General features: G+C 65.7%; 16 protein-coding genes and 1 pseudogene. 7 read left to right on the top strand and 10 right to left on the bottom strand.

Annotated features, from left to right (window positions below):
• Positions 1–41: 41 nt before the first annotated feature.
• From E5198_RS05000 to cspD, 6 genes and pseudogenes are all read right to left on the bottom strand, one after another.
• On the bottom strand, positions 42–920 hold the full coding sequence (locus tag E5198_RS05000) for a DMT family transporter (RefSeq protein WP_236574700.1): 879 nt from the start codon (positions 918–920) through the stop codon (positions 42–44).
• Positions 921–923: 3 nt separating this feature from the next.
• Positions 924–1,544 carry a high frequency lysogenization protein HflD gene (gene hflD, locus E5198_RS04995; RefSeq protein WP_136488915.1) on the bottom strand — a complete coding sequence of 207 codons (621 nt, stop codon included), beginning with the start codon at positions 1,542–1,544 and terminating at the stop codon, positions 924–926.
• Entirely contained in the window at positions 1,541–2,662 is a 1,122-nt protein-coding gene (gene mnmA, locus E5198_RS04990) for a tRNA 2-thiouridine(34) synthase MnmA (protein ID WP_136488955.1), read from the bottom strand. Before mnmA ends, hflD begins: the two co-directional genes overlap by 4 nt.
• 81 nt (positions 2,663–2,743) lie before the next feature.
• Positions 2,744–3,211 carry an NUDIX hydrolase gene (locus E5198_RS04985; protein WP_136488914.1) on the bottom strand — a complete coding sequence of 156 codons (468 nt, stop codon included), beginning with the start codon at positions 3,209–3,211 and terminating at the stop codon, positions 2,744–2,746.
• Positions 3,212–3,327: 116 nt separating this feature from the next.
• The gene (locus tag E5198_RS04980) at positions 3,328–5,553 is read right to left on the bottom strand and encodes an NADP-dependent isocitrate dehydrogenase (protein ID WP_136488913.1); all 2,226 of its coding nucleotides are present in this window, start codon (positions 5,551–5,553) and stop codon (positions 3,328–3,330) included.
• Between the two features lie 240 nt (positions 5,554–5,793).
• A pseudogene (cspD, locus tag E5198_RS22315) lies at positions 5,794–6,172 on the bottom strand (cold shock domain-containing protein CspD).
• Between the two features lie 226 nt (positions 6,173–6,398).
• Here cspD and clpS point away from each other — a divergent pair.
• Together clpS and clpA are read left to right on the top strand one after the other, a co-directional pair.
• A complete protein-coding gene (clpS, locus tag E5198_RS04970; RefSeq protein WP_136488911.1) occupies positions 6,399–6,761 on the top strand; it encodes an ATP-dependent Clp protease adapter ClpS in 363 nt (120 codons plus the stop codon).
• A 42-nt stretch (positions 6,762–6,803) separates the two neighbouring features.
• The gene (clpA, locus tag E5198_RS04965; protein WP_136488910.1) at positions 6,804–9,074 is read left to right on the top strand and encodes an ATP-dependent Clp protease ATP-binding subunit ClpA; all 2,271 of its coding nucleotides are present in this window, start codon (positions 6,804–6,806) and stop codon (positions 9,072–9,074) included.
• Positions 9,075–9,147: 73 nt separating this feature from the next.
• On the opposite strand, the gene infA is transcribed toward clpA, so the two are convergent.
• From infA to trxB, 4 genes are all read right to left on the bottom strand, one after another.
• Positions 9,148–9,366 carry a translation initiation factor IF-1 gene (gene infA, locus E5198_RS04960; protein ID WP_016492441.1) on the bottom strand — a complete coding sequence of 73 codons (219 nt, stop codon included), beginning with the start codon at positions 9,364–9,366 and terminating at the stop codon, positions 9,148–9,150.
• A 100-nt stretch (positions 9,367–9,466) separates the two neighbouring features.
• Positions 9,467–10,219 (bottom strand): arginyltransferase, encoded by a 753-nt coding sequence (locus E5198_RS04955; protein WP_256658991.1) that lies wholly within the window; start codon positions 10,217–10,219, stop codon positions 9,467–9,469.
• A gap of 7 nt (positions 10,220–10,226) precedes the next feature.
• Positions 10,227–10,919: a leucyl/phenylalanyl-tRNA--protein transferase gene (gene aat / locus E5198_RS04950; protein WP_136488908.1), complete on the bottom strand. Its 693-nt coding sequence runs from the start codon at positions 10,917–10,919 to the stop codon at positions 10,227–10,229.
• Between the two features lie 31 nt (positions 10,920–10,950).
• Complete coding sequence (gene trxB, locus E5198_RS04945; protein ID WP_136488907.1) at positions 10,951–11,898, bottom strand: thioredoxin-disulfide reductase; 948 nt, start codon at positions 11,896–11,898, stop codon at positions 10,951–10,953.
• 257 nt (positions 11,899–12,155) lie between these two features.
• Here trxB and E5198_RS04940 point away from each other — a divergent pair, with 257 nt between their 5' ends.
• From E5198_RS04940 to cysG, 5 genes are all read left to right on the top strand, one after another.
• Positions 12,156–14,771 (top strand): DNA translocase FtsK, encoded by a 2,616-nt coding sequence (locus E5198_RS04940; RefSeq protein ID WP_136488906.1) that lies wholly within the window; start codon positions 12,156–12,158, stop codon positions 14,769–14,771.
• A gap of 10 nt (positions 14,772–14,781) precedes the next feature.
• Positions 14,782–15,414, top strand: a complete 633-nt coding sequence (lolA, locus tag E5198_RS04935) for an outer membrane lipoprotein chaperone LolA (RefSeq protein ID WP_136488905.1) — start codon at positions 14,782–14,784, stop codon at positions 15,412–15,414.
• A gap of 9 nt (positions 15,415–15,423) precedes the next feature.
• Positions 15,424–16,749, top strand: a complete 1,326-nt coding sequence (locus E5198_RS04930) for a replication-associated recombination protein A (protein ID WP_136488904.1) — start codon at positions 15,424–15,426, stop codon at positions 16,747–16,749.
• 293 nt (positions 16,750–17,042) lie between these two features.
• Positions 17,043–18,323, top strand: a complete 1,281-nt coding sequence (serS, locus tag E5198_RS04925) for a serine--tRNA ligase (protein ID WP_136488903.1) — start codon at positions 17,043–17,045, stop codon at positions 18,321–18,323.
• A gap of 124 nt (positions 18,324–18,447) precedes the next feature.
• Entirely contained in the window at positions 18,448–19,839 is a 1,392-nt protein-coding gene (gene cysG / locus E5198_RS04920) for a siroheme synthase CysG (protein WP_136488902.1), read from the top strand.
• Positions 19,840–20,187: the final 348 nt, after the last annotated feature.

Genomic DNA, 20,187 nt, shown 5'->3' with positions numbered 1-20,187 from the left:
GGGGCAGGATTATACACGGAAAGACGCCGCTCGGCCCGCGCTCAGCGCGAACGGCGCAGCAGCGGGATCAGGCTGGCGGCGAAGATCAGCCCGGCGCCGAGCAGCGAGGCGCCGGCGGGCACCTCGTCCCAGCGCAGCCAGGCGATGATCCCGGCGAAGACGATGGCCAGGTAGGCGACCGGGCCGATCAGGCCGGGCGGGGCGTAGCTGTAGGCCTGCGACATGGTCAGCTGGCCGAAGCTGGCCACCACGCCGGCGGCCAGCAGCAGGAGCAGCTGGTGGCGGTCGAGCGGTTGCCAGGCCCACAGCAGCGGCACGGCGGAAACCAGCGCGCTGAACAGGGCGAAGTAGAAGACGATGCGGAACGCCGGCTCGGTGTTGCTCATCTCGCGGATCGAGACGAAGGCGCAGGCGGCCATCACGCTGGCGAGGATGCCGATCAGCGCGATGCCGGAGACCACAGCGCCGCTGGGCTTGGCCACCAGCAGCACGCCGGCGAAGCCGATCGCGGTGGCCAGCAGCATGCGCCTGGTCAGCGGCTCCTTCAGCCACCACCAGGCGATCAGCGGGGTGAACACCGGCGCGGCGTAGCTGAACAGCATGGCGTCGGTCAGCGGCAGGTGGGCGAGAGCGTAGAAGTAGCAGTACATCGCCGCCAGGCCGCACAGGGTGCGCTTGAGGTGCGCCCACGGCCGTGCGGTGCGCAGCGGGCCGAGGCCGCGGGTCAGCGCCAGCGGCAGGAAGAACAGCACGCCGACGGCGTTGCGGAAGAACACCACCATCGCGTTGTTGACGCCCTCGACGGTGGCCTCGCGGATGAACACGCCCATCAGGGTGAAGAACAGCGCCGACAGCGCCAGCAGGGCGGCACCCCGGGCCGGTCGGTGCAGGCGGGCCGGGGTGGCGGAGGGCTGGCCCACGGTTCAGCCGCGCAGCAGCGGGTAGAGCTCGTTCAGCAGCTTGCGCCGGCTGAACAGCAGCTGCCAGCGGTGGCCGCCGAGCTGGCGCCAGAGCATGGCGCTGCGGATGCCGGCGAGCAGCAGGGCGCGGATCTTCTCGGCGTTGCGGCTGTTCTGCAGGTGCTGCATCTCGCCATGCACCTGGATGCGCTGGCGGAAGGTGCTCAGCGTGTCCTGGTACAGCGCGGCGCAGGCGGCCACCACGTTGTCATGGGCGATGCCGAACAGCTGCGCCTGGCTGTCGATCTGCTGCAGGCGGCTGCCGATCACCTGCAGCATGTCGCTGCGCTTGTCCAGCTGGCGCTGCAGGGCCAGCAGGGCCAGGGCATAGCGCAGGCAGTCGCGCGGCAGGTTCTGCGGGTTGCGCTCGAGGGCGCCGGCCAGGGCGCGCAGGCCCTCGCGCAGGTTGAAGTGGTCGCCACCGTACACCTCGAGGGTGTCCTTGGGGTTGCGCACCAGCAGGCTGCCGAGCATGCAGGTCAGCGGCCCCTCCTGGACCTGGCCGGTCTTGGCCAGGCGCTCGACCAGTGCGGCGGCGGTGAACACCCCGGCGAGGGCGATCAGGCGTTCCTGTTCGCGGGTCATGGGCGCTGGATCTCCGCATCCCAGGGCGTGGCGGTCTCGATCACGCCGCCGCCGAGGCAGACCTCGCCGGCGTAGAACACCACCGACTGGCCGGGAGTGACCGCCCGCTGCGGCTCGTCGAAGGTGGCGACATAGCCGCCTTGCGCGGTGCGCGCCAGGGTGCACGCCTGGTCCTGCTGGCGGTAGCGCACCTTGGCGGTGAGGCGCAGCGGCTGGCTCAGGTCGACCGGGTTGACCCAGTAGATCTGCGAGGCATTGAGGCTGCGTGACATCAGCCACGGGTGGTGGTGACCCTGGCCAACGACCAGCACGTTGCGCGCCAGGTCCTTGGCCAGCACGTACCAGGCGTCGTCGCCGGCATCCTTCATGCCGCCGATGCCCAGGCCCTGGCGCTGGCCGATGGTGTGGTACATCAGGCCGTGATGGCGACCGATCACCTTGCCGTCGACGGTCTGGATGTCGCCCGGCTGGGCCGGCAGGTACTGCTTGAGGAAGTCGCGGAAGCGCCGCTCGCCGATGAAGCAGATGCCGGTGGAGTCCTTCTTCTTGGCGGTGGCCAGGCCGTACTGCTCGGCGATGGCGCGTACCGCCGGCTTCTCCAGTTCGCCCACCGGGAACAGGGTCTTGCCGATCTGCTCGCCGCCGACGGCGTGCAGGAAGTAGCTCTGGTCCTTGTTGGGGTCGAGGCCTTTGAGCAGCTCGCTGCGTCCGTCGATGTCGCGGCGGCGCACGTAGTGGCCGGTGGCGATCAGGTCGGCGCCGAGCATCAGGGCGTAGTCGAGGAACGCCTTGAACTTGATTTCCCGGTTGCACAGGATGTCCGGGTTGGGCGTGCGGCCGGCCTTGTATTCGGCAAGGAAGTGCTCGAACACGTTGTCCCAGTACTCGGCGGCGAAGTTGGCGGTGTGCAGCTTGATGCCGAGCCGGTCGCACACGGCCTGGGCGTCGGCCAGGTCCTCCCTGGCGGTGCAGTACTCGGTGCCGTCGTCCTCCTCCCAGTTCTTCATGAACAGGCCTTCGACCTGATAGCCCTGCTGCTGCAGGAGCAGGGCCGAGACGGAGGAGTCCACGCCGCCGGACATGCCGACGATCACGCGGGTATGGGCTGGGTCACGCATAGTCATCCGGGAAACCGTTGCTGGAGTGCAAAGGGGCGATTCTAGCAGGTCTGTCGGCGCGCGCGGACCGACCGCGCGGAGCTACTTCCCGGCGGTGAGGAAGGCCGGCTCGCGGATCAGTTCCAGCGGGTAGCAGCCGCCGGTCAGATAGTCGTCGATGCAGCGCGGCACCAGGGCGCTGCGCCATTGCTCGCTGCGCTCCTCCAGCTCCTCGCGGGTCAGCCAGCGCGGGCCGATGATGCCGTGATCCAGTGGCAGCTCCGGGCGATGGCGCAGCGGGCGGGCGGCGAAGCACACGCGCTGGTAGGTCACGCCGTTGGCCGGGGCAGTGTACAGGTAGATGCCGGTGACGCCGGTCAGTTCGACCTCCCAGCCGGTTTCCTCGAGGGTCTCGCGCAGCGCGGCCTCGAGCAGGGTTTCGTCGGCTTCCAGGTGGCCGGCGGGCTGGTTGAGCACCACGCGACCCTCGGCGCGCTCCTCGACCAGCAGGAAGCGGCCCTGGTCCTCGACCACGGTGGCCACGGTGACGTGGGGGATGAAGCGTTTCATGCGGGGCTCCGTTCCTCGATGGCGGCCGTACGGGCCGCGGAAACAGGAACCCCGGCGCGCGGCCGGGGTTCCTGTCAGGCTGCGGGCGACCGGAGTCGCCCGTCACGCTGCTGCGCTCAGACCAGCGCGGCGATGGCCGCGTTGAGGGTCGCGCTCGGGCGCATGGCCTGGCTGGTCAGCTGCGGGTCGGCGTGGTAGTAGCCGCCGATGTCGACCGACTTGCCCTGCACCTCGTTCAGTTCGGCAACGATCTTTTCCTCGTTGTCGCTCAGCACCTTGGCCAGGTTGGCAAACTGGGCCTGCAGCTCCAGGTCCTCGCTCTGCGCGGCCAGGGCCTGGGCCCAGTACAGCGCCAGGTAGAAGTGGCTGCCGCGGTTGTCGAGCTGGCCGACCTTGCGCGACGGCGACTTGTTGCTGTCGAGGAACTGGCCGTTGGCCTGGTCCAGGGTCTTGGCCAGCACGGCGGCCTTGGCGTTGCCGTAGGCGTTGCCCAGGTGCTCCAGCGAGGCGGCCAGGGCGAGGAACTCGCCCAGCGAGTCCCAGCGCAGGTGGTTCTCTTCCATGAACTGCTGGACGTGCTTGGGTGCCGAACCGCCGGCGCCGGTCTCGAACAGGCCGCCACCGGCCATCAGCGGAACGATGGACAGCATCTTGGCGGAGGTGCCCAGTTCCATGATCGGGAACAGGTCGGTCAGGTAGTCGCGCAGCACGTTGCCGGTGACGGAGATGGTGTCCTTGCCGGCACGGATGCGCTCCAGCGACAGCTTCATCGCCTCGACCGGGGCCATGATGTGGATTTCCAGGCCGCTGGTGTCGTGGTCCTTCAGGTACTTCTGCACCTTCTCGATGACCAGGGCGTCGTGGGCGCGGTTGGCGTCGAGCCAGAACACCGCCGGGGTGTTGCTCAGGCGGGCGCGGTTGACGGCCAGCTTGACCCAGTCCTGGATCGGGGCGTCCTTGACCTGGCACATGCGCCAGATGTCGCCGGCCTCGACGGCCTGCTCCATCAGCACGTTGCCGGCCTCGTCGGTCACGCGCACCACGCCGTCGGCGGTGATTTCGAAGGTCTTGTCGTGGGAGCCGTATTCCTCGGCCTGCTGGGCCATCAGGCCGACGTTCGGCACGCTGCCCATGGTGACCGGATCGAAGGCGCCGTTCTTCTTGCAGTCCTCGATGACCACCTGGTACATGGTGGCGTAGCAGCGGTCCGGGATCAGCGCCTTGGTGTCGTGCAGCTGGCCATCCGGGCCCCACATCTTGCCGGAGTCGCGGATCATCGCCGGCATGGAGGCGTCGACGATGATGTCGCTCGGCACGTGCAGGTTGGTGATGCCCTTGTCGGAGTTGACCATGGCCATGGCCGGGCGCTGGGCGTACTCGGCCTCGATGTCGGCCTTGATTTCCGCCTGCTTGGCTTCCGGCAGCGACTGGATGCGTGCATACAGGTCGCCGATGCCGTTGTTCGGGTTGAAGCCGGCTTCGGCCAGCACGTCGGCGTGCTTGGTCAGGGTGTTCTTGTAGAACTCGGCGACGATGTGGCCGAACATGATCGGGTCGGAGACCTTCATCATGGTGGCCTTCAGGTGGGCGGAGAACAGCACGCCCTGGGCCTTGGCGTCCTCGATCTGCTCGGCGATGAAGGCGCGCAGGGCCTTCTTGCTCATCACGGAGCTGTCGATGATCTCGCCGGCCAGCACCTTGGTGGAGGCCTTCAGCACGCTGACGCTGCCGTCGGCGGCGACATGCTCGATCTTCACCGAGCCGGCATTGTCGATCAGGGCGCCCTTCTCGCTGCCGTAGAAGTCACCTTGGCCCATGAAGGCCACGTGCGACTTGGAGTCGGCGCTCCAGGCACCCATCTTGTGCGGGTGCTTGCGGGCGTAGTTCTTGACCGATAGCGGGGCGCGGCGGTCGGAGTTGCCTTCGCGCAGGACCGGGTTCACGGCGCTGCCCTTGATCTTGTCGTAGCGGACCTTGACGTCCTTCTCGGTGTCGTTGGCCGGCTCGTCCGGGTATTCCGGCAGCTTGAAGCCCTGCTGCTGCAGTTCCTTGATGGCGGCCTTCAGCTGCGGGATGGAGGCGCTGATGTTCGGCAGCTTGATGATGTTGGCTTCGGGGGTCTTGGCCAGCTCGCCCAGTTCGGCGAGGTGGTCACCGATACGCTGCTCGTCGCTCAGGTATTCGGGGAAGGTGGCGAGGATGCGACCTGCGAGGGAGATGTCCCGCGTTTCGACCGCGATGCCGGCGGATGCGGTGTAGGCCTGGATGATCGGAAGCAGGGAGTAGGTAGCCAGCGCCGGTGCTTCGTCGGTAAAGGTGTAGATGATCTTCGGAGTGGACATCTTTTTAATCTAACCCTCAGTTTTGCTGTGGTTGCATAAAGTCTTGATGCGCTCAAGAAGATGTTTCTTGAGGCAATTTTGAGCGCATCGGCTTTTGGCCTTGGGCGGCTGTTCTTGACTATTATTATGCGATGAGGATCGACGCAAGCTGGACTAAAGGCAAAGAGCCCGCTCCAGCCCGGCGCGGTTCCCTGTGCCATCGCAGTCGCGCGCGCAGCATAGCACGATATGCCTACCTCTTCATGGTCTTGATGCGCTCCACCCCAGGGGCTCCGGGGGCGGGCTGCCCTGCAGCGGCGTCGCCGGAGATGCCGGAGCGGGAAAGGTCGAGCCCGGCGGGTCGGCCTTTCCAGGGGCAGTCTCGGGATGTGCGGGCGACGTGTCAGTCGCTGCCGCGTGAGGGGCGAGGCGGGGTGCCGAGGGGTTGGATGTTGACGGCATGCAGCCCCTTGGGGCCCTGCAGTATCTCGAAGCTGACCGGCTGGCCGGCCTTGAGGGTCTTGTATCCATCACCCTGGATGGCGGAGTAGTGCGCAAACAGGTCCTCGTCCCGCCCGTCGGCCAGGATGAAGCCGTAGCCCTTGGCGTTGTTGAACCACTTGACCTTGCCGCTCAGCATGCTGACTTCCCTCTGCAAAGGACTCCATTGCTGGAGTATCATCCATTGAGGCCCGCGCTGCGGAACTCCGGTTCCTGATCGCGATGCCCATGTACCCGTCATGGGTATGCCTTTGTGTTTGTAACACCGATTTACCGATAGTCAAGGCAGGGCACCTTTCGGTTGCAAAGCGCTTCATGCTTGCCCCTGCGATCCCATCCATACCATCAGCGTTGTCCATCCGAGCATGCATGCAAGCCGCCAGATTCGACTAACATTCAATCATGACTCGCCCGGGCCGTCGGCGGACGATGAGGCGGGGATCGCGGTCCAGGAGGCCAAGCCGGCGCTCAAGCCGCCGGCAATGTACAAGGTGATCCTGCTCAACGACGATTACACGCCGATGGACTTCGTGGTCGAGGTGCTGGAGAGTTTCTTCGGCATGGATCGCGAGAAGGCGACCCGGATCATGCTGGCGGTGCACACCGAAGGCCGGGCGGTGTGCGGGATCTACACCCGAGACATCGCCGAAACCAAGGCGATGCAGGTCAACCAGTACGCGCGGGAGGCTCAGCACCCGCTGCTCTGCGAGATCGAGAAAGACGACTGATTGATTGTAGGCCCTTGGGCACGAGGTGAAGTGAGGTGAAGTATGTTGAACCGCGAACTTGAAGTCACCCTCAATCTCGCCTTCAAGGATGCTCGGGCCAAGCGTCATGAGTTCATGACAGTCGAGCACCTCTTGCTGGCCCTACTCGACAATGGTGCCGCGGCCACCGTCCTGCGTGCCTGCGGTGCCAACCTGGACCGGCTGCGCCACGATCTGCGCGAATTCATCGATTCGACCACGCCGCTGATCCCTGCCCACGAGGAGGAGCGCGAAACCCAGCCCACCCTCGGCTTCCAGCGCGTCCTGCAGCGGGCGGTGTTCCATGTGCAGAGCTCCGGCAAGCGCGAGGTGACCGGGGCCAACGTGCTGGTGGCGATCTTCAGCGAGCAGGAGAGTCAGGCGGTATTCCTGCTCAAGCAGCAGAATGTCGCCCGCATCGACGTGGTCAACTACATCGCCCACGGCATCTCCAAGGTGCCGGGCGAGAGCGAAAGCCACGAACAGGAGCAGGAGTCGCAGGAGGAGGAGGGCGGGGAGAGTCCGGTGTCCGGCAACCCGCTGGATGCCTACGCCAGCAACCTCAACGAGCTGGCGCGCCAGGGGCGCATCGATCCGCTGGTCGGACGCGAGCTCGAGGTGGAGCGGGTGGCCCAGATCCTCGCCCGGCGGCGCAAGAACAATCCGTTGCTGGTCGGCGAGGCCGGCGTGGGCAAGACGGCGATCGCCGAGGGCCTGGCCAAGCGCATCGTCGACGGCCTGGTGCCCGACCTGCTGGCCAACAGCGTGGTCTACTCGCTGGACCTCGGTGCCCTGCTGGCCGGCACCAAGTACCGCGGCGACTTCGAGAAGCGCTTCAAGGCCCTGCTCAACGAGCTGCGGCGGCGCCCGCATGCCATCCTGTTCATCGACGAGATCCATACCATCATCGGCGCCGGTGCGGCCTCCGGCGGCGTGATGGATGCCTCCAACCTGCTCAAGCCGCTGCTGTCGTCGGGCGAGATGCGCTGCATCGGCTCCACCACCTTCCAGGAGTTCCGCGGCATCTTCGAGAAGGATCGCGCGCTGGCGCGGCGCTTCCAGAAGGTGGATGTGCTCGAGCCTTCGGTGGAGGATACCGTCGGCATCCTCAAGGGGTTGAAGAGCCGTTTCGAGCAGCACCACAAGATCAGCTATACCGACGAGGCGCTGCGTGCCGCCGCCGAGCTCGCGGCGCGCTACATCAACGACCGGCACATGCCGGACAAGGCCATCGACGTGATCGACGAGGCAGGGGCCTACCAGCGCCTGCAGCCGGAAGCGCGGCGTGCCGCCTGCATCGATGTGGCGCAGGTCGAGGACGTGGTGGCGAAGATCGCGCGGATTCCGCCCAAGCACGTCACTACCTCGGACAAGGAGCTGCTGCGCAACCTCGAGCGCGACCTAAAGCTGACGGTGTTCGGCCAGGACGCGGCGATCGAGGCGCTGTCCACTGCCATCAAGCTGTCGCGGGCGGGTCTCAAGGCGCCGGACAAGCCGGTCGGCTCCTTCCTTTTCGCCGGTCCGACCGGTGTGGGCAAGACCGAGGTGGCGCGTCAGCTGGCCAAGGCGATGGGGGTCGAGCTGGTGCGTTTCGACATGTCCGAGTACATGGAGCGGCACACCGTGTCGCGCCTGATCGGTGCGCCGCCCGGCTATGTCGGCTTTGATCAGGGCGGTCTGCTCACCGAGGCGATCACCAAGACGCCGCACTGCGTTCTGCTGCTCGACGAGATCGAGAAGGCGCATCCGGAGGTGTTCAACCTGCTGTTGCAGGTGATGGATCACGGTACCCTGACCGACAACAACGGGCGCAAGGCCGACTTCCGCAACGTGATCCTGATCATGACCACCAACGCCGGGGCGGAAACCGCGGCGCGGGCATCGATCGGCTTCACCCAGCAGGACCACTCCAGCGATGCGCTGGAGGTGATCAGGAAGAGCTTCACGCCGGAGTTCCGCAACCGCCTGGACGCCATCATCCAGTTCGGTCGGCTGGATCATTCGATCATCAAGAGCGTGGTCGACAAGTTCCTCACCGAGCTGCAGGCGCAGCTGGAGGACAAGCGCGTGCTGCTGGACGTCAGCGAGGCCGCGCGCGGTTGGCTGGCCGAACGTGGCTACGATGCGCAGATGGGTGCGCGGCCGATGGCGCGTCTGATCCAGGAAAAGGTCAAGCGTCCGCTGGCGGAGCAGATCCTGTTCGGTGAGCTGGCCGATCACGGGGGCACCGTGCACATCGATGTGCGTGACGGCGAGCTGGTATTCGAGTACGAGAACCTGGCGTTACCGGCCTGACGGAGGCCAGTGCCTGCCCGAAAACGACAACGCCCGGCTATGCCGGGCGTTGTCGTTCGCGAGCCTGTGTCGATCAGCGGGCGCGGTAGGTGATGCGGCCCTTGCTCAGGTCGTAGGGCGTCAGTTCGACGCGCACCTTGTCGCCGGTCAGGATACGGATGTAGTTCTTGCGCATCTTGCCGGAGATGTGCGCGGTGACGACGTGCCCGTTTTCCAACTCCACGCGGAACATGGTGTTGGGCAGGGTGTCGATGACAGTGCCTTCCATTTCGAAGCTGTCTTCTTTCGACATGCAGTAAAGCCCTCAAGTACTTTAGGATGGCCCGGTTGACGTGGTCGGGCAAAAACGGCGGGCATTGTGCCCGAAAACCCCCTCTTGCGCCAAGGGGCACTCAGGTGAGCACCACCCAGCGCTGGTTTACGTACAGCTCCAGGGGGCGGTATTCGCTCTTGTAGCTCATCTTGCGGCAGTTGCGGATCCAGTAGCCCAGATAGACGGCCGGAAGGCCGCGCCTGCCGGCTTCGGCGATCTGCCAGAGGATCGCCAGGCGTCCCAGGCTGCGTCTTTCCTCATCGGGGTCGAAGAAGGTATAGACCGCCGACAGTCCGTTGGGTAGCACGTCGGTGACTGCGACCGCCAGAAGGCGCTCGCCCTGGCGGAACTCGAAGAACACGCAGAATGGCAGATCGCGCGCCAGGAAGCTGGTGAATTGCTCGCGGCTGGGTGGATACATGTCGCCGTCGGCGTGGCGCTGCTCGATGTAGCGAGCATACAGGGCATAGTGCTCCTCGCTGAGCCGTGGGCGCACGGCGCGGACCTGCAGGTCGAGGTTGCGCCTGAGGATGCGCTTCTGCTGGCGGTTGGGGCGGAAGTCGGCGGTCGGGATGCGCGCCGGAATGCAGGCCTGGCAGTGCTGGCAGTGGGGGCGATACAGGTGTTCACCGCTGCGCCGGAATCCCATCTCGGACAGTTGGGCGTACATCTGGGCATCGACGGCCTGGCGCGGATCGAGAAACAGGGTGGTCGCTTTCTGGTCCGGCAGGTAGCTGCAGTCATGCGCCTGGGTGGCGTAGAACTTCAGCTCGGCAAATTCGGTCATGGCACGATCCTCGCTGGGGCGAGCGGTGCGAGAAGTCCATAGCAAGTGTATGTCAAGCCGAGCGCTCCGCCCAGGGTGTCGGCCCTGCCTGGTCCAGGTGGCGCTTCAGGCAGGTGGCGAACTCGTGGCGCGGAATGGGGCGGGCACCGAAGCTGGCCAGGTGGCGGGTGTACATCTGGCAGTCGATCAGGGCGAAGCCGCAGTCTCGCAGGCGTTCGACCAGGGTGACGAAGCCGATCTTCGAGGCGTCGGTCGTCCGGCTGAACATGGACTCGCCGAAGAACAGTCGGCCGATGCTCAGGCCGTAGAGACCGCCGACCAGTCGGTCGTCCTGCCAGACTTCCACCGAGTGGGCGAGGCCGCGACGATGCAGCTCCAGGTAGGCGGCCTGCATGGCCGGGGTGATCCAGGTGCCGTCGGCATAGGTGCGCGGTTCGGCGCAGGCGCGGATCACGGCGGGGAAGTCGCGGTCGAAGCTGACGGCAAAGCGCCCCTGTCGCAGGGTCTTGCGCAGGCTGCGCGAGACGTGCAGTTCTGCGGGGAGCAGCACCATGCGCGGATCGGGCGACCACCAGAGGATCGGTTGCCCGTCCTGGAACCAGGGGAAGCAGCCGTGCCGGTAGGCGCTGATCAGTCGCTCGGGACTGAGGTCGCCGCCAAGCGCGAGCAGGCCGTCGGGCTCGCGCAGGGCGTGCTCGAGTGGCGGAAAGTCTAGGCTCTGGCGTGACAGGGAGGCGAGAGGCATGGGGGAGGCGGGCCCGCAGGCCCGCTGCGCCTTACTGGTCGAGATAGCGTTCGGCGTCGAGGGCTGCCATGCAGCCGGCGCCGGCCGAGGTGATGGCCTGGCGGTAGACGTGGTCGGCAACGTCGCCGGCGGCGAACACACCCTCGATGCTGGTGGCGGTGGCGTTGCCTTCGCTGCCGCCCTTGACCTTGAGGTAACCGTCGCGCATCTCCAGCTGATCGGCGAACAGCTCGGTGTTGGGCTTGTGGCCGATGGCGATGAATACGCCGGTGAGCGGCAGTTCGCTGCTGGCGCCGCTGTTCACGTCGCTGATGCGTACCCCGGTCACGCCGCTGGCATCGCCGAGGACCTCGTCGAGGGTGTGGTTCCAATGCAGGCGAATGTTGCCGTTGGCGGCCTTCTCGAGCAGCTTGTCCTGCAGGATCTTCTCGGCGCGCAGCTTGTCGCGGCGGTGGATCAGGTGGACTTCGCGGGCGATGTTGGAGAGGTAGAGGGCCTCCTCGACCGCGGTGTTGCCGCCGCCGATCACGCAGACCACCTGGTTGCGATAGAAGAAGCCGTCGCAGGTGGCGCAGGCGGATACGCCGCGGCCCATGAAGGCTTCCTCGGAGGGCAGGCCGAGGTATTGCGCCGAGGCGCCGGTGGCGATGATCAGGGCGTCGCAGGTATAGGTTCCACTGTCGCCCTTGAGGACGAAGGGGCGCTGCTGCAACTCGGCGGTGTGGATGTGGTCGTAGACGATGTCGGTAGCGAAGCGCTCGGCGTGCTCGCGCATGCGCTCCATCAGTGCCGGGCCGGTCAGCCCCTCGACATCGCCGGGCCAGTTGTCGACTTCGGTGGTGGTGGTCAGCTGGCCGCCGGCCTGCAGGCCGGTGATCAGCGTCGGCTTGAGGTTGGCGCGGGCAGCGTACACCGCAGCGGTGTAGCCGGCCGGGCCGGAGCCGAGGATGACCAGCCGCGAATGTTTCGATTCACTCATAAAACACCCTATAAGTCTTTGTCACGAAAGAGAATGCGTGCTCCAATTGAGCTTAAGTGCCGCTACTGTCCAGCATGCTACACCGGGTGGGCTGGGGCGGCAAAATCTGCTGTTCCCGGCGATGAGCCGGCAGGTCGGCCCTGGCGCCAGGGCGGCTTGGCTGCCTGCATGGCATCCGCCGGGTAAAGTCTTACAATAGGCAGTGTGCTGGCTGTCTACCGTTTCGAGCGCCGGGCGCGTGCAGGAATCCCTACGTTTTGAAGAGCTCCGCGAATACCGTCAAAGCCAACCCATGGCGTCAACAGTTGCACTACCGCCTCAAGGAGGGTGCGCTGATCGCGCTGGGCGCCCTGTGCATCTATTTCTGGATGGCACTGCTGACCTATTCCCCAATGGATCCCGGGGTCGATGTCTCCACCAGCGTTGGTCAGGTGCAGAACGCCGCTGGGCGGGTGGGCGCCTGGCTCGCCAGCTTCTTCCTGTTCGTCCTCGGCTACGCGGCCTACCTGCTGCCCCTGTTGATGGTGATCAAGGTCATCGACCTGTTCCGTAGCCGCCACCAACCCTTTCACTGGAACGGCTGGCTGTTCTCCTGGCGGATCATCGGTCTGTTCTTCCTGCTGCTGTCCACTTCTGCGCTGGCGACGATCCAGTTCCAGTCGCTGGGAGTGAATCCGCAGGCGCCGGCCGGGGGCATCCTGGGGCAGAGCCTGGGCGAGTGGGGTGAGGATGCACTCAACGTCCAGGGCAGTACCCTGCTGTTCATCGCCTTGTTTCTCTTCGGGCTGACCGTGTTCACCGATCTTTCCTGGTTCCGGGTCATGGACCTGACCGGCAAGATCACCCTCGATCTGCTCGAGCTGATCCAGGGGGCGGCGGGGCGCTGGTGGAGTGCCCGCCAGAGCCATCGTGAGCTGCGGCTGAAGCTGCGCGAAGTCGAGCAGGCGCCGCCGGCTCCGCCGACCTCCCGGCGTGCCCGGGCCGCGGTCGCCGCCCCGCTTGCCAGGGCAGCGGCCTCCGCCGCCGAGCCCGTGGCGCCGCTGGAACGCCCGCTGGCAGCGAGCGAGCGCATCGAGCCGGTCGTCGGCCTCTCGGCGCTCGATCTCGATGACGAGCCCGAGCTGGAGCTTGCCCCGCTGACCCTGGACGACAATGAGGGGCGGGGTCTGCCCAAGCGCCCTGCCGTTCCGGCAGAGTCCGAGATGCTGGACGAGGCGGGCTCGCTGCAACTGCCGGAGGATGTCTTCGACGTGCCCGCCCCGGTTGCGGTGCAGCAGCCGGTGCCGCCTCGCCTCGCCGAGGCCCCGAGCGCGCCTCCCCGTCGCCCGGTCGAGCCGCCCAGGCCGGTAGTCCATTATGTCGACGAGGCGGTAGCCGGTACCCTGCCGCCGCTGAGCCTGCTCGACCCTGCGCAGGCCAAGCCCAACAGTTTCTCGCCCGAGGCGCTGGAGTCGATGTCGCGCCTGCTGGAGATGAAGCTCAAGGAGTTCGGCGTCGAGGTCCAGGTCGTCGCCGCCTATCCGGGGCCCGTGATCACCCGCTTCGAGATCCAGCCGGCACCGGGCATCAAGGTCAGCCGCATCACCAATCTGGCCAAGGACCTGGCGCGCTCGCTGGCGGTGATCAGCGTGCGGGTGGTCGAGGTGATCCCTGGCAAGACCACCGTGGGCGTCGAGATTCCCAACGAGAACCGGCAGATCGTGCGCTTCTCCGAGGTGCTGTCCACGCCGGAATACGAGGGTGCCAGCTCGCCGGTGACCATCGCGCTCGGCCATGACATCGGCGGCCGACCGGTGACCGCGGACCTGGCGAAGATGCCGCACCTGCTGGTGGCCGGCACCACCGGCTCGGGCAAGTCGGTGGGGGTCAACGCCATGCTGCTGTCGATCCTCTACAAGTCGACACCCGAGCAGGTGCGCCTGATCATGATCGACCCGAAGATGCTCGAACTGTCGATCTACGAGGGCATCCCGCATCTGCTCTGCCCGGTAGTCACCGACATGAAGGAGGCGGCCAACGCCCTGCGCTGGAGCGTGGCGGAGATGGATCGGCGCTACCGGCTGATGGCCGCCATGGGCGTGCGCAACCTGGCCGGCTTCAACCGCAAGATCAAGGATGCCGAGGAGGCGGGCACGCCGCTGACCGATCCGCTGTTCCGCCGTGAAAGCCCCGACGACCAGCCGCCGCTGCTGCAGGCGCTGCCGACCATCGTGGTGGTGGTCGACGAGTTCGCCGACATGATGATGATCGTCGGCAAGAAGGTCGAGGAACTGATCGCACGCATCGCCCAGAAGGCGCGGGCGGCCGGTATCCACCTGATCCTCGCCACCCAGCGTCCGTCGGTGGATGTGATCACCGGCCTGATCAAGGCCAACATTCCGACGCGCATCGCCTTCCAGGTGTCGAGCAAGATCGACTCGCGCACCATCCTCGACCAGGGGGGCGCCGAGCAACTGCTTGGCCATGGTGACATGCTCTACCTGCCGCCCGGCACGGGCCTGCCGGTGCGCGTGCACGGGGCCTTCGTTTCCGACGACGAGGTGCACCGCACAGTGGACGCATGGAAGCAGCGCGGGGCGCCGGATTACATCGAGGACATCCTTGCGGGCGCCGAAGAGGGCGCCAGCGGCTCCTACGACTCGACCGGCGGCGAAGGCGGCGAGGGCAGCGAGGAGGATCCGCTGTACGACGAGGCGGTGCGCTTCGTCACCGAGAGTCGCCGCGCCTCGATTTCCGCCGTGCAGCGCAAGCTGAAGATCGGCTATAACCGCGCCGCTCGAATGATCGAGGCGATGGAGATGGCCGGTGTGGTTACCCCCATGAATACCAACGGCTCCCGCGACGTGATCGCACCGGCGCCGATCCGAGACTGAGCGAGGCTCTATGCGTCTGATTCGAGTGTTGTTGCTGGCTGCCCTGACTCTGGGGGGGGCCACCGTTCATGCCCAGGACGACGCCAGGTCCGTACAGCGCCTGACCGAACTGCTCGGCCAGGCGCAGACCCTGACCGGGCGCTTCTCCCAGCTGACTCTGGACGGCTCCGGTACCCAGCTGCAGGAGGCCAGTGGCGAGATGAGTCTCAAGCGTCCTGGCCTGCTGCGGTGGCATACCGATGCACCCATGGAGCAGTTGCTGGTGTCCAATGGGGAGAAAGTCTGGCTGTACGATCCGGACCTGCAGCAGGTGACCATCCAGGCTCTCGACCAGCGCATGACCCATACCCCGGCGCTGCTGCTGTCCGGTGATGTATCGAAGATTCGCGAGAACTTCACCATCAGCCACAAGGAGGGTGGCAGTGTGGTCGACTTCATCCTCAAGCCCAAGGCCAAGGACACCCTGTTCGATACCCTGCGCCTGTCGTTCCGCAATGGCGTGATCAACGACATGCAACTGATCGACAGCATCGGTCAGCGCACCAACATCCTGTTCCTCGGCGTGAAATTGAACCAGCCTCTGGCGGACAGCCAGTTCACCTTCAAGGTGCCCGAGGGCGCCGACGTGATCGAGGAGCAGTAGGGTTCCGTCATGGACCTGTTCGATCGTCCCCCGGTTGCCCAGCCGCTGGCCGCGCGCATGCGCCCGACCAGTCTGGACGAGTATGTCGGCCAGGAGCATGTGCTGGGGCGCGGCAAGCCGCTGCGCGAGGCGCTGGAGCAGGGCGCGCTGCACTCGATGATCTTCTGGGGGCCACCCGGAGTGGGCAAGACCACTCTGGCGCGCCTGCTGGCGCAGGTCGGCGATGCCCATTTCGAGACCATTTCCGCCGTGCTGGCCGGAGTCAGGGAAATCCGCCAGGCAGTGGAGGTGGCGAAGCAGCAGGCTGCGCAGTATGGGCGGCGCAGCATCCTGTTCGTCGATGAGGTGCACCGCTTCAACAAGGCGCAGCAGGATGCCTTCCTGCCCTTCGTGGAGGATGGCACGCTGATCTTCATCGGCGCGACCACCGAGAACCCATCGTTCGAGCTGAACAGCGCGCTGCTGTCGCGGGCTCGTGTCTATGTGCTGAAGAGTCTCGACGAGGCGGCTCTGCGCCAGATGCTCGCTCGGGCACTGAGCGAGGAAAGAGGGCTCGGAGCTCGCCACCTGCGCGTCAGCGAGGAAGCCGTCGGCCTGCTGCTGGCGGCTGCCGACGGCGATGGCCGGCGCCTGCTCAACCTGCTGGAGAATGCTGCTGATCTGGTCGAGGATGGCGAGGAGATCGGTGTCGGGCTGCTGGAGAGCCTGCTCGGTGACAGCCGTCGCCGCTTCGACAAGGGTGGCGAAGCCTTCTACGACCAGATCAGTGCCCTGCACAAGTCGGTGCGCGGATCGAGCCCGGATGCCGCGCTCTACTGGTTTGCGCGCATGCTCGACGGTGGCTGTGATCCCCTGTATCTGGCGCGCCGGGTGGTGCGTATGGCCAGCGAGGACATCGGCAACGCCGATCCGCGAGCGCTGAGCCTGTGCCTGGCCGCCTGGGACGTGCAGGAGCGCCTGGGCAGCCCCGAGGGCGAGCTTGCCGTTGCCCAGGCCATCGTCTATCTCGCCTGCGCGCCGAAGAGCAATGCGGTGTACATGGGACTCAAGGCGGCCAAGCGGGATGTCGCTGCGCATGGCTCGCTGGAGGTACCGCTGCACCTGCGCAACGCACCGACCAAGCTGATGAAGAACCTCGGCTACGGCGACGAGTACCGCTACGCCCATGACGAGCCGGAGGCGTACGCTGCTGGCGAAGACTACTTCCCCGAGGCGCTGGAGCCGGAGCCCTACTATCAGCCGGTGCCGCGCGGGCTCGAGCTGAAGATCCGCGAGAAGCTGGCGCATCTGGCCGAGCTGGATCGACGCAGCCCGCGACGGCGGAGGAAGCCATGATCCTCGCGGTGCTCGCTGGCGTCGTCACCGGCAGCCTGCTGACTCAAGTCGTCTCCAGGAGTGGCGGCCCCCAGCGTTGCCACACCCTTGCTGGGCCGCTCGGGCGTTGAGTGGTGCTGGGAGCGGCTGCCGACAAAAGTGCGGCAGGCTGCCCGCTGGTGCCCGTCAGCGGGTAAACTCTCGTTCCGATCATCCGCACCTGGCTGCGATAGGCAGCGCAGCAGGGGCGATAGCAGCAGACCGCTGCACGACTACCTTCATCATTTGACTGCTTCGACTGAAGAGAACTCTCCATGCTCGACTCCAAACTGGTTCGTGGCCAGCCGCAGGAAGTGGCCCAGCGTCTGGCGACCCGCGGCTTCCAACTGGACGTGGCGCGCCTTGAGGCGCTGGAAAGCCGCCGCAAGGAAACCCAGACCCGCACCGAACAGCTGCAGGCCGAGCGCAATGCCCGCTCCAAGAGCATCGGTCAGGCCAAGCAGCGCGGAGAGGACATCGCTCCGCTGATGGCCGACGTCGAGCGCATGGGGGCTGAGCTGGGCGCAGGCAAGCAGGAGTTGGACGCGATCCAGGCCGAGCTGGATGCATTGCTGCTGACCATTCCCAACCTGCCGCACGAATCGGTGCCGGTTGGCGCTGGCGAGGATGAGAACGTCGAGGTGAGTCGCTGGGGCGTCCCGCGTGAGTTCGATTTCGAGGTCAAGGACCACGTGGCTCTCGGTGAGCAGCACGGCTGGCTCGACTTCGAAACTGCAGCCAAGCTTTCCGGCGCCCGCTTCGCGCTGATGCGTGGCCCGATCGCCCGTTTGCACCGTGCTCTGGCCCAGTTCATGCTCAACCTGCACACTGGCGAGCATGGCTACGAGGAGGCTTACACGCCCTACTTGGTGCAGGCGCCGGCGCTGCAGGGGACCGGTCAGCTTCCTAAGTTCGAGGAAGACCTGTTCAAGATCAGTCGCCCGGGGGAGGCCGACTTCTACCTGATTCCCACCGCCGAAGTGTCGCTGACCAACATCGTCTCCGGCGAGATCCTCGATGCCAAGCAGTTGCCGCTGAAGCTGGTCGCCCATACCCCCTGTTTCCGCAGCGAGGCCGGAGCTTCCGGTCGCGACACGCGTGGCATGATCCGCCAGCACCAGTTCGACAAGGTCGAGCTGGTGCATGTGGTCGAGCCGGAGAAGTCCTTCGAGGCCCTGGAAGAGTTGACCAGCCATGCCGAGAAGGTCCTGCAACTGCTCGGGCTGCCTTATCGCAAGCTGGCGCTGTGCACCGGAGACATGGGCTTCGGTGCGACCAAGACCTACGATCTGGAGGTTTGGGTGCCGAGTCAGGGCAAGTATCGCGAAATCTCCTCCTGCTCCAATTGCGGCGACTTCCAGGCCCGCCGCATGCAGGCGCGCTGGCGCAATCCGGCTACCGGCAAGCCCGAGCTGGTACACACCCTCAATGGCTCCGGCCTGGCTGTCGGTCGCACCCTGGTGGCCGTGTTGGAGAACTACCAGCAGGCCGATGGCAGCATCCGGGTGCCGGAAGTGCTCAGGTCGTACATGGGCGGGCTCGAGATGATCGGCTGAACGCCGTCGTGCTGCTGGTGGCCTCTCGAGGCTCCCGGTAGCTCTTCCCTGTGGGGCGCAATACGGGCCGGCACTCTCGATTGTCGGCCTTTCCATTTGTTCTGCACCTGTCGTGAGGCTGCCCATGGACTTCCTTCCCTTGTTTCACAATCTGCGCGGCCGCCTGGTGCTGGTGGTCGGTGGCGGAGAGGTCGCTCTACGCAAGGCGCGCCTGCTGACTGAGGCCGGCGCCCGCTTGCGGGTGGTCGCGCCTCTGGTCGAGGAGCAGCTGTGCAGCCTGGTCGAAAAGGGGGCGGGTGAGTTGCTGCTGCGTGGATATGCAAGCGCCGATCTCTCGGGCTGTGTGCTGATTGTCGCGGCCACCGATGACGACCAGCTCAATGCGCGAGTCTCGCGCGAGGCCGGGGAGCGGGGGGTGCCGGTCAATGTGGTGGACGCTCCGGCGCTGTGCAGCGTGATCTTCCCGGCCATCGTCGATCGATCGCCGCTGATGGTGGCGGTGTCCAGCGGTGGCGATGCGCCGGTGCTGACGCGACTGGTGCGCGCTCGGCTGGAAACCCTGATTCCGGCAGCCTATGGCCGTCTTGCAGGGCTGGCTCGCAAGTTTCGCGGAGCTGTGAAGCAGCGTTTTGCCGATGTGCGGCAACGTCGGGTGTTCTGGGAAGAGGTGTTCCAGGGAGTCATTGCCGAGCAGGTATTGGCCGGGCGTGATGCGGATGCCGAGCGCCTGCTGGTCGACAAGCTGGCCGGCAGTAGCGATCGCGAACTGGGTGAGGTCTATCTGGTGGGGGCCGGCCCGGGAGATCCTGACCTGCTGACCTTTCGGGCATTGCGGCTGATGCAGCAGGCTGATGTCGTGCTCTACGATCGCTTGGTCGCTCCTGCGATCATCGATATGTGTCGCCGCGATGCCGAACGGATCTATGTTGGCAAGAAGCGTAGCGAACATGCGCTTCCACAGGAGCAGATCAATCGTCGACTGGTCGATCTGGCTAAACAGGGCAAGCGCGTGCTGCGGCTCAAGGGAGGGGATCCGTTCATCTTCGGCAGGGGTGGTGAGGAGATCGAGGAACTGGCGGCTGAGGGGATTCCCTTCCAGGTCGTTCCGGGAGTCACCGCCGCTGCTGGTTGCGCTGCCTATGCCGGAATTCCCCTGACTCATCGCGACTGCGCCCAATCGGTGCGCTTTGTTACCGGGCACCTGAAAGACGGCAGTTGCAACCTGCCGTGGCGCGATCTGGTGGCTCCGGGGCAGACCTTGGTCTTCTATATGGGTCTGGTGGGGCTGCCGGTTATCTGCAGGGAGCTGATCAACCACGGTCGAGCTGCCGACACCCCGGCTGCGCTGGTGCAGCAGGGCACGACCCCTCAGCAGCGAGTGTTTACGGGCACCTTGGCCGATTTGCCTCAGCTGGTTGCCGAGCACGAGGTGCATGCACCGACCTTGGTGATCGTCGGTGAGGTAGTTCTCTTGCGTGAAAAACTGGCGTGGTTCGAAGGGGTAGCTCAGCGGTAACCCGGAAAGTTGCAAAACAAGCATTGACGTCGCCGCCGATGTCTCTATAATGCGCCCCACTTCCAGCGGCAAGCTGATCGAAAAGCCTTGTAAATCAAGTGCTTGGATCGGGGTGTGGTGGAAGTGCAGGGTTGCTTTCCTGCGGCGTCGTCAGTCTCCGGGTTGAAGGCGCGTTGTTCGGAGATGTTGACAGCGGCTCTGGTTGCTGTATGATTCGTCTCCCTCGCTTCGGTGTTCGAGTTCTTCGCTGAAGCGCAAGCGGTTGATTCGAAAAGAAAATTTTCGAAAAACGCTTGACAGATTGAAAGGCTGCTGTAGAATGCGCGGCCTCGGTTGAGACGAAGCGGA

Source organism: Pseudomonas sp. A-1, assembly GCF_004801855.1.
In the GTDB taxonomy this organism is placed as follows: domain Bacteria; phylum Pseudomonadota; class Gammaproteobacteria; order Pseudomonadales; family Pseudomonadaceae; genus Geopseudomonas.
Note: the sequence above shows the minus strand (reverse complement) of the source record. Positions and strands in the feature narration are given on the sequence as shown.

What these genes read in the sequence shown, in the direction of transcription:
- hflD (WP_136488915.1), bottom strand. Translation starts at nt 1,544, where the DNA reads ATGACCCGCGAACAGGAACGCCTGATCGCCCTCGCCGGGGTGTTCACC.
- mnmA (WP_136488955.1), bottom strand. Translation starts at nt 2,662, where the DNA reads ATGCGTGACCCAGCCCATACCCGCGTGATCGTCGGCATGTCCGGCGGC.
- E5198_RS04985 (WP_136488914.1), bottom strand. Translation starts at nt 3,211, where the DNA reads ATGAAACGCTTCATCCCCCACGTCACCGTGGCCACCGTGGTCGAGGAC.
- E5198_RS04980 (WP_136488913.1), bottom strand. Translation starts at nt 5,553, where the DNA reads ATGTCCACTCCGAAGATCATCTACACCTTTACCGACGAAGCACCGGCG.
- clpS (WP_136488911.1), top strand. Translation starts at nt 6,399, where the DNA reads ATGCATGCAAGCCGCCAGATTCGACTAACATTCAATCATGACTCGCCC.
- clpA (WP_136488910.1), top strand. Translation starts at nt 6,804, where the DNA reads ATGTTGAACCGCGAACTTGAAGTCACCCTCAATCTCGCCTTCAAGGAT.
- infA (WP_016492441.1), bottom strand. Translation starts at nt 9,366, where the DNA reads ATGTCGAAAGAAGACAGCTTCGAAATGGAAGGCACTGTCATCGACACC.
- aat (WP_136488908.1), bottom strand. Translation starts at nt 10,919, where the DNA reads ATGCCTCTCGCCTCCCTGTCACGCCAGAGCCTAGACTTTCCGCCACTC.
- trxB (WP_136488907.1), bottom strand. Translation starts at nt 11,898, where the DNA reads ATGAGTGAATCGAAACATTCGCGGCTGGTCATCCTCGGCTCCGGCCCG.
- lolA (WP_136488905.1), top strand. Translation starts at nt 14,782, where the DNA reads ATGCGTCTGATTCGAGTGTTGTTGCTGGCTGCCCTGACTCTGGGGGGG.
- E5198_RS04930 (WP_136488904.1), top strand. Translation starts at nt 15,424, where the DNA reads ATGGACCTGTTCGATCGTCCCCCGGTTGCCCAGCCGCTGGCCGCGCGC.
- serS (WP_136488903.1), top strand. Translation starts at nt 17,043, where the DNA reads ATGCTCGACTCCAAACTGGTTCGTGGCCAGCCGCAGGAAGTGGCCCAG.
- cysG (WP_136488902.1), top strand. Translation starts at nt 18,448, where the DNA reads ATGGACTTCCTTCCCTTGTTTCACAATCTGCGCGGCCGCCTGGTGCTG.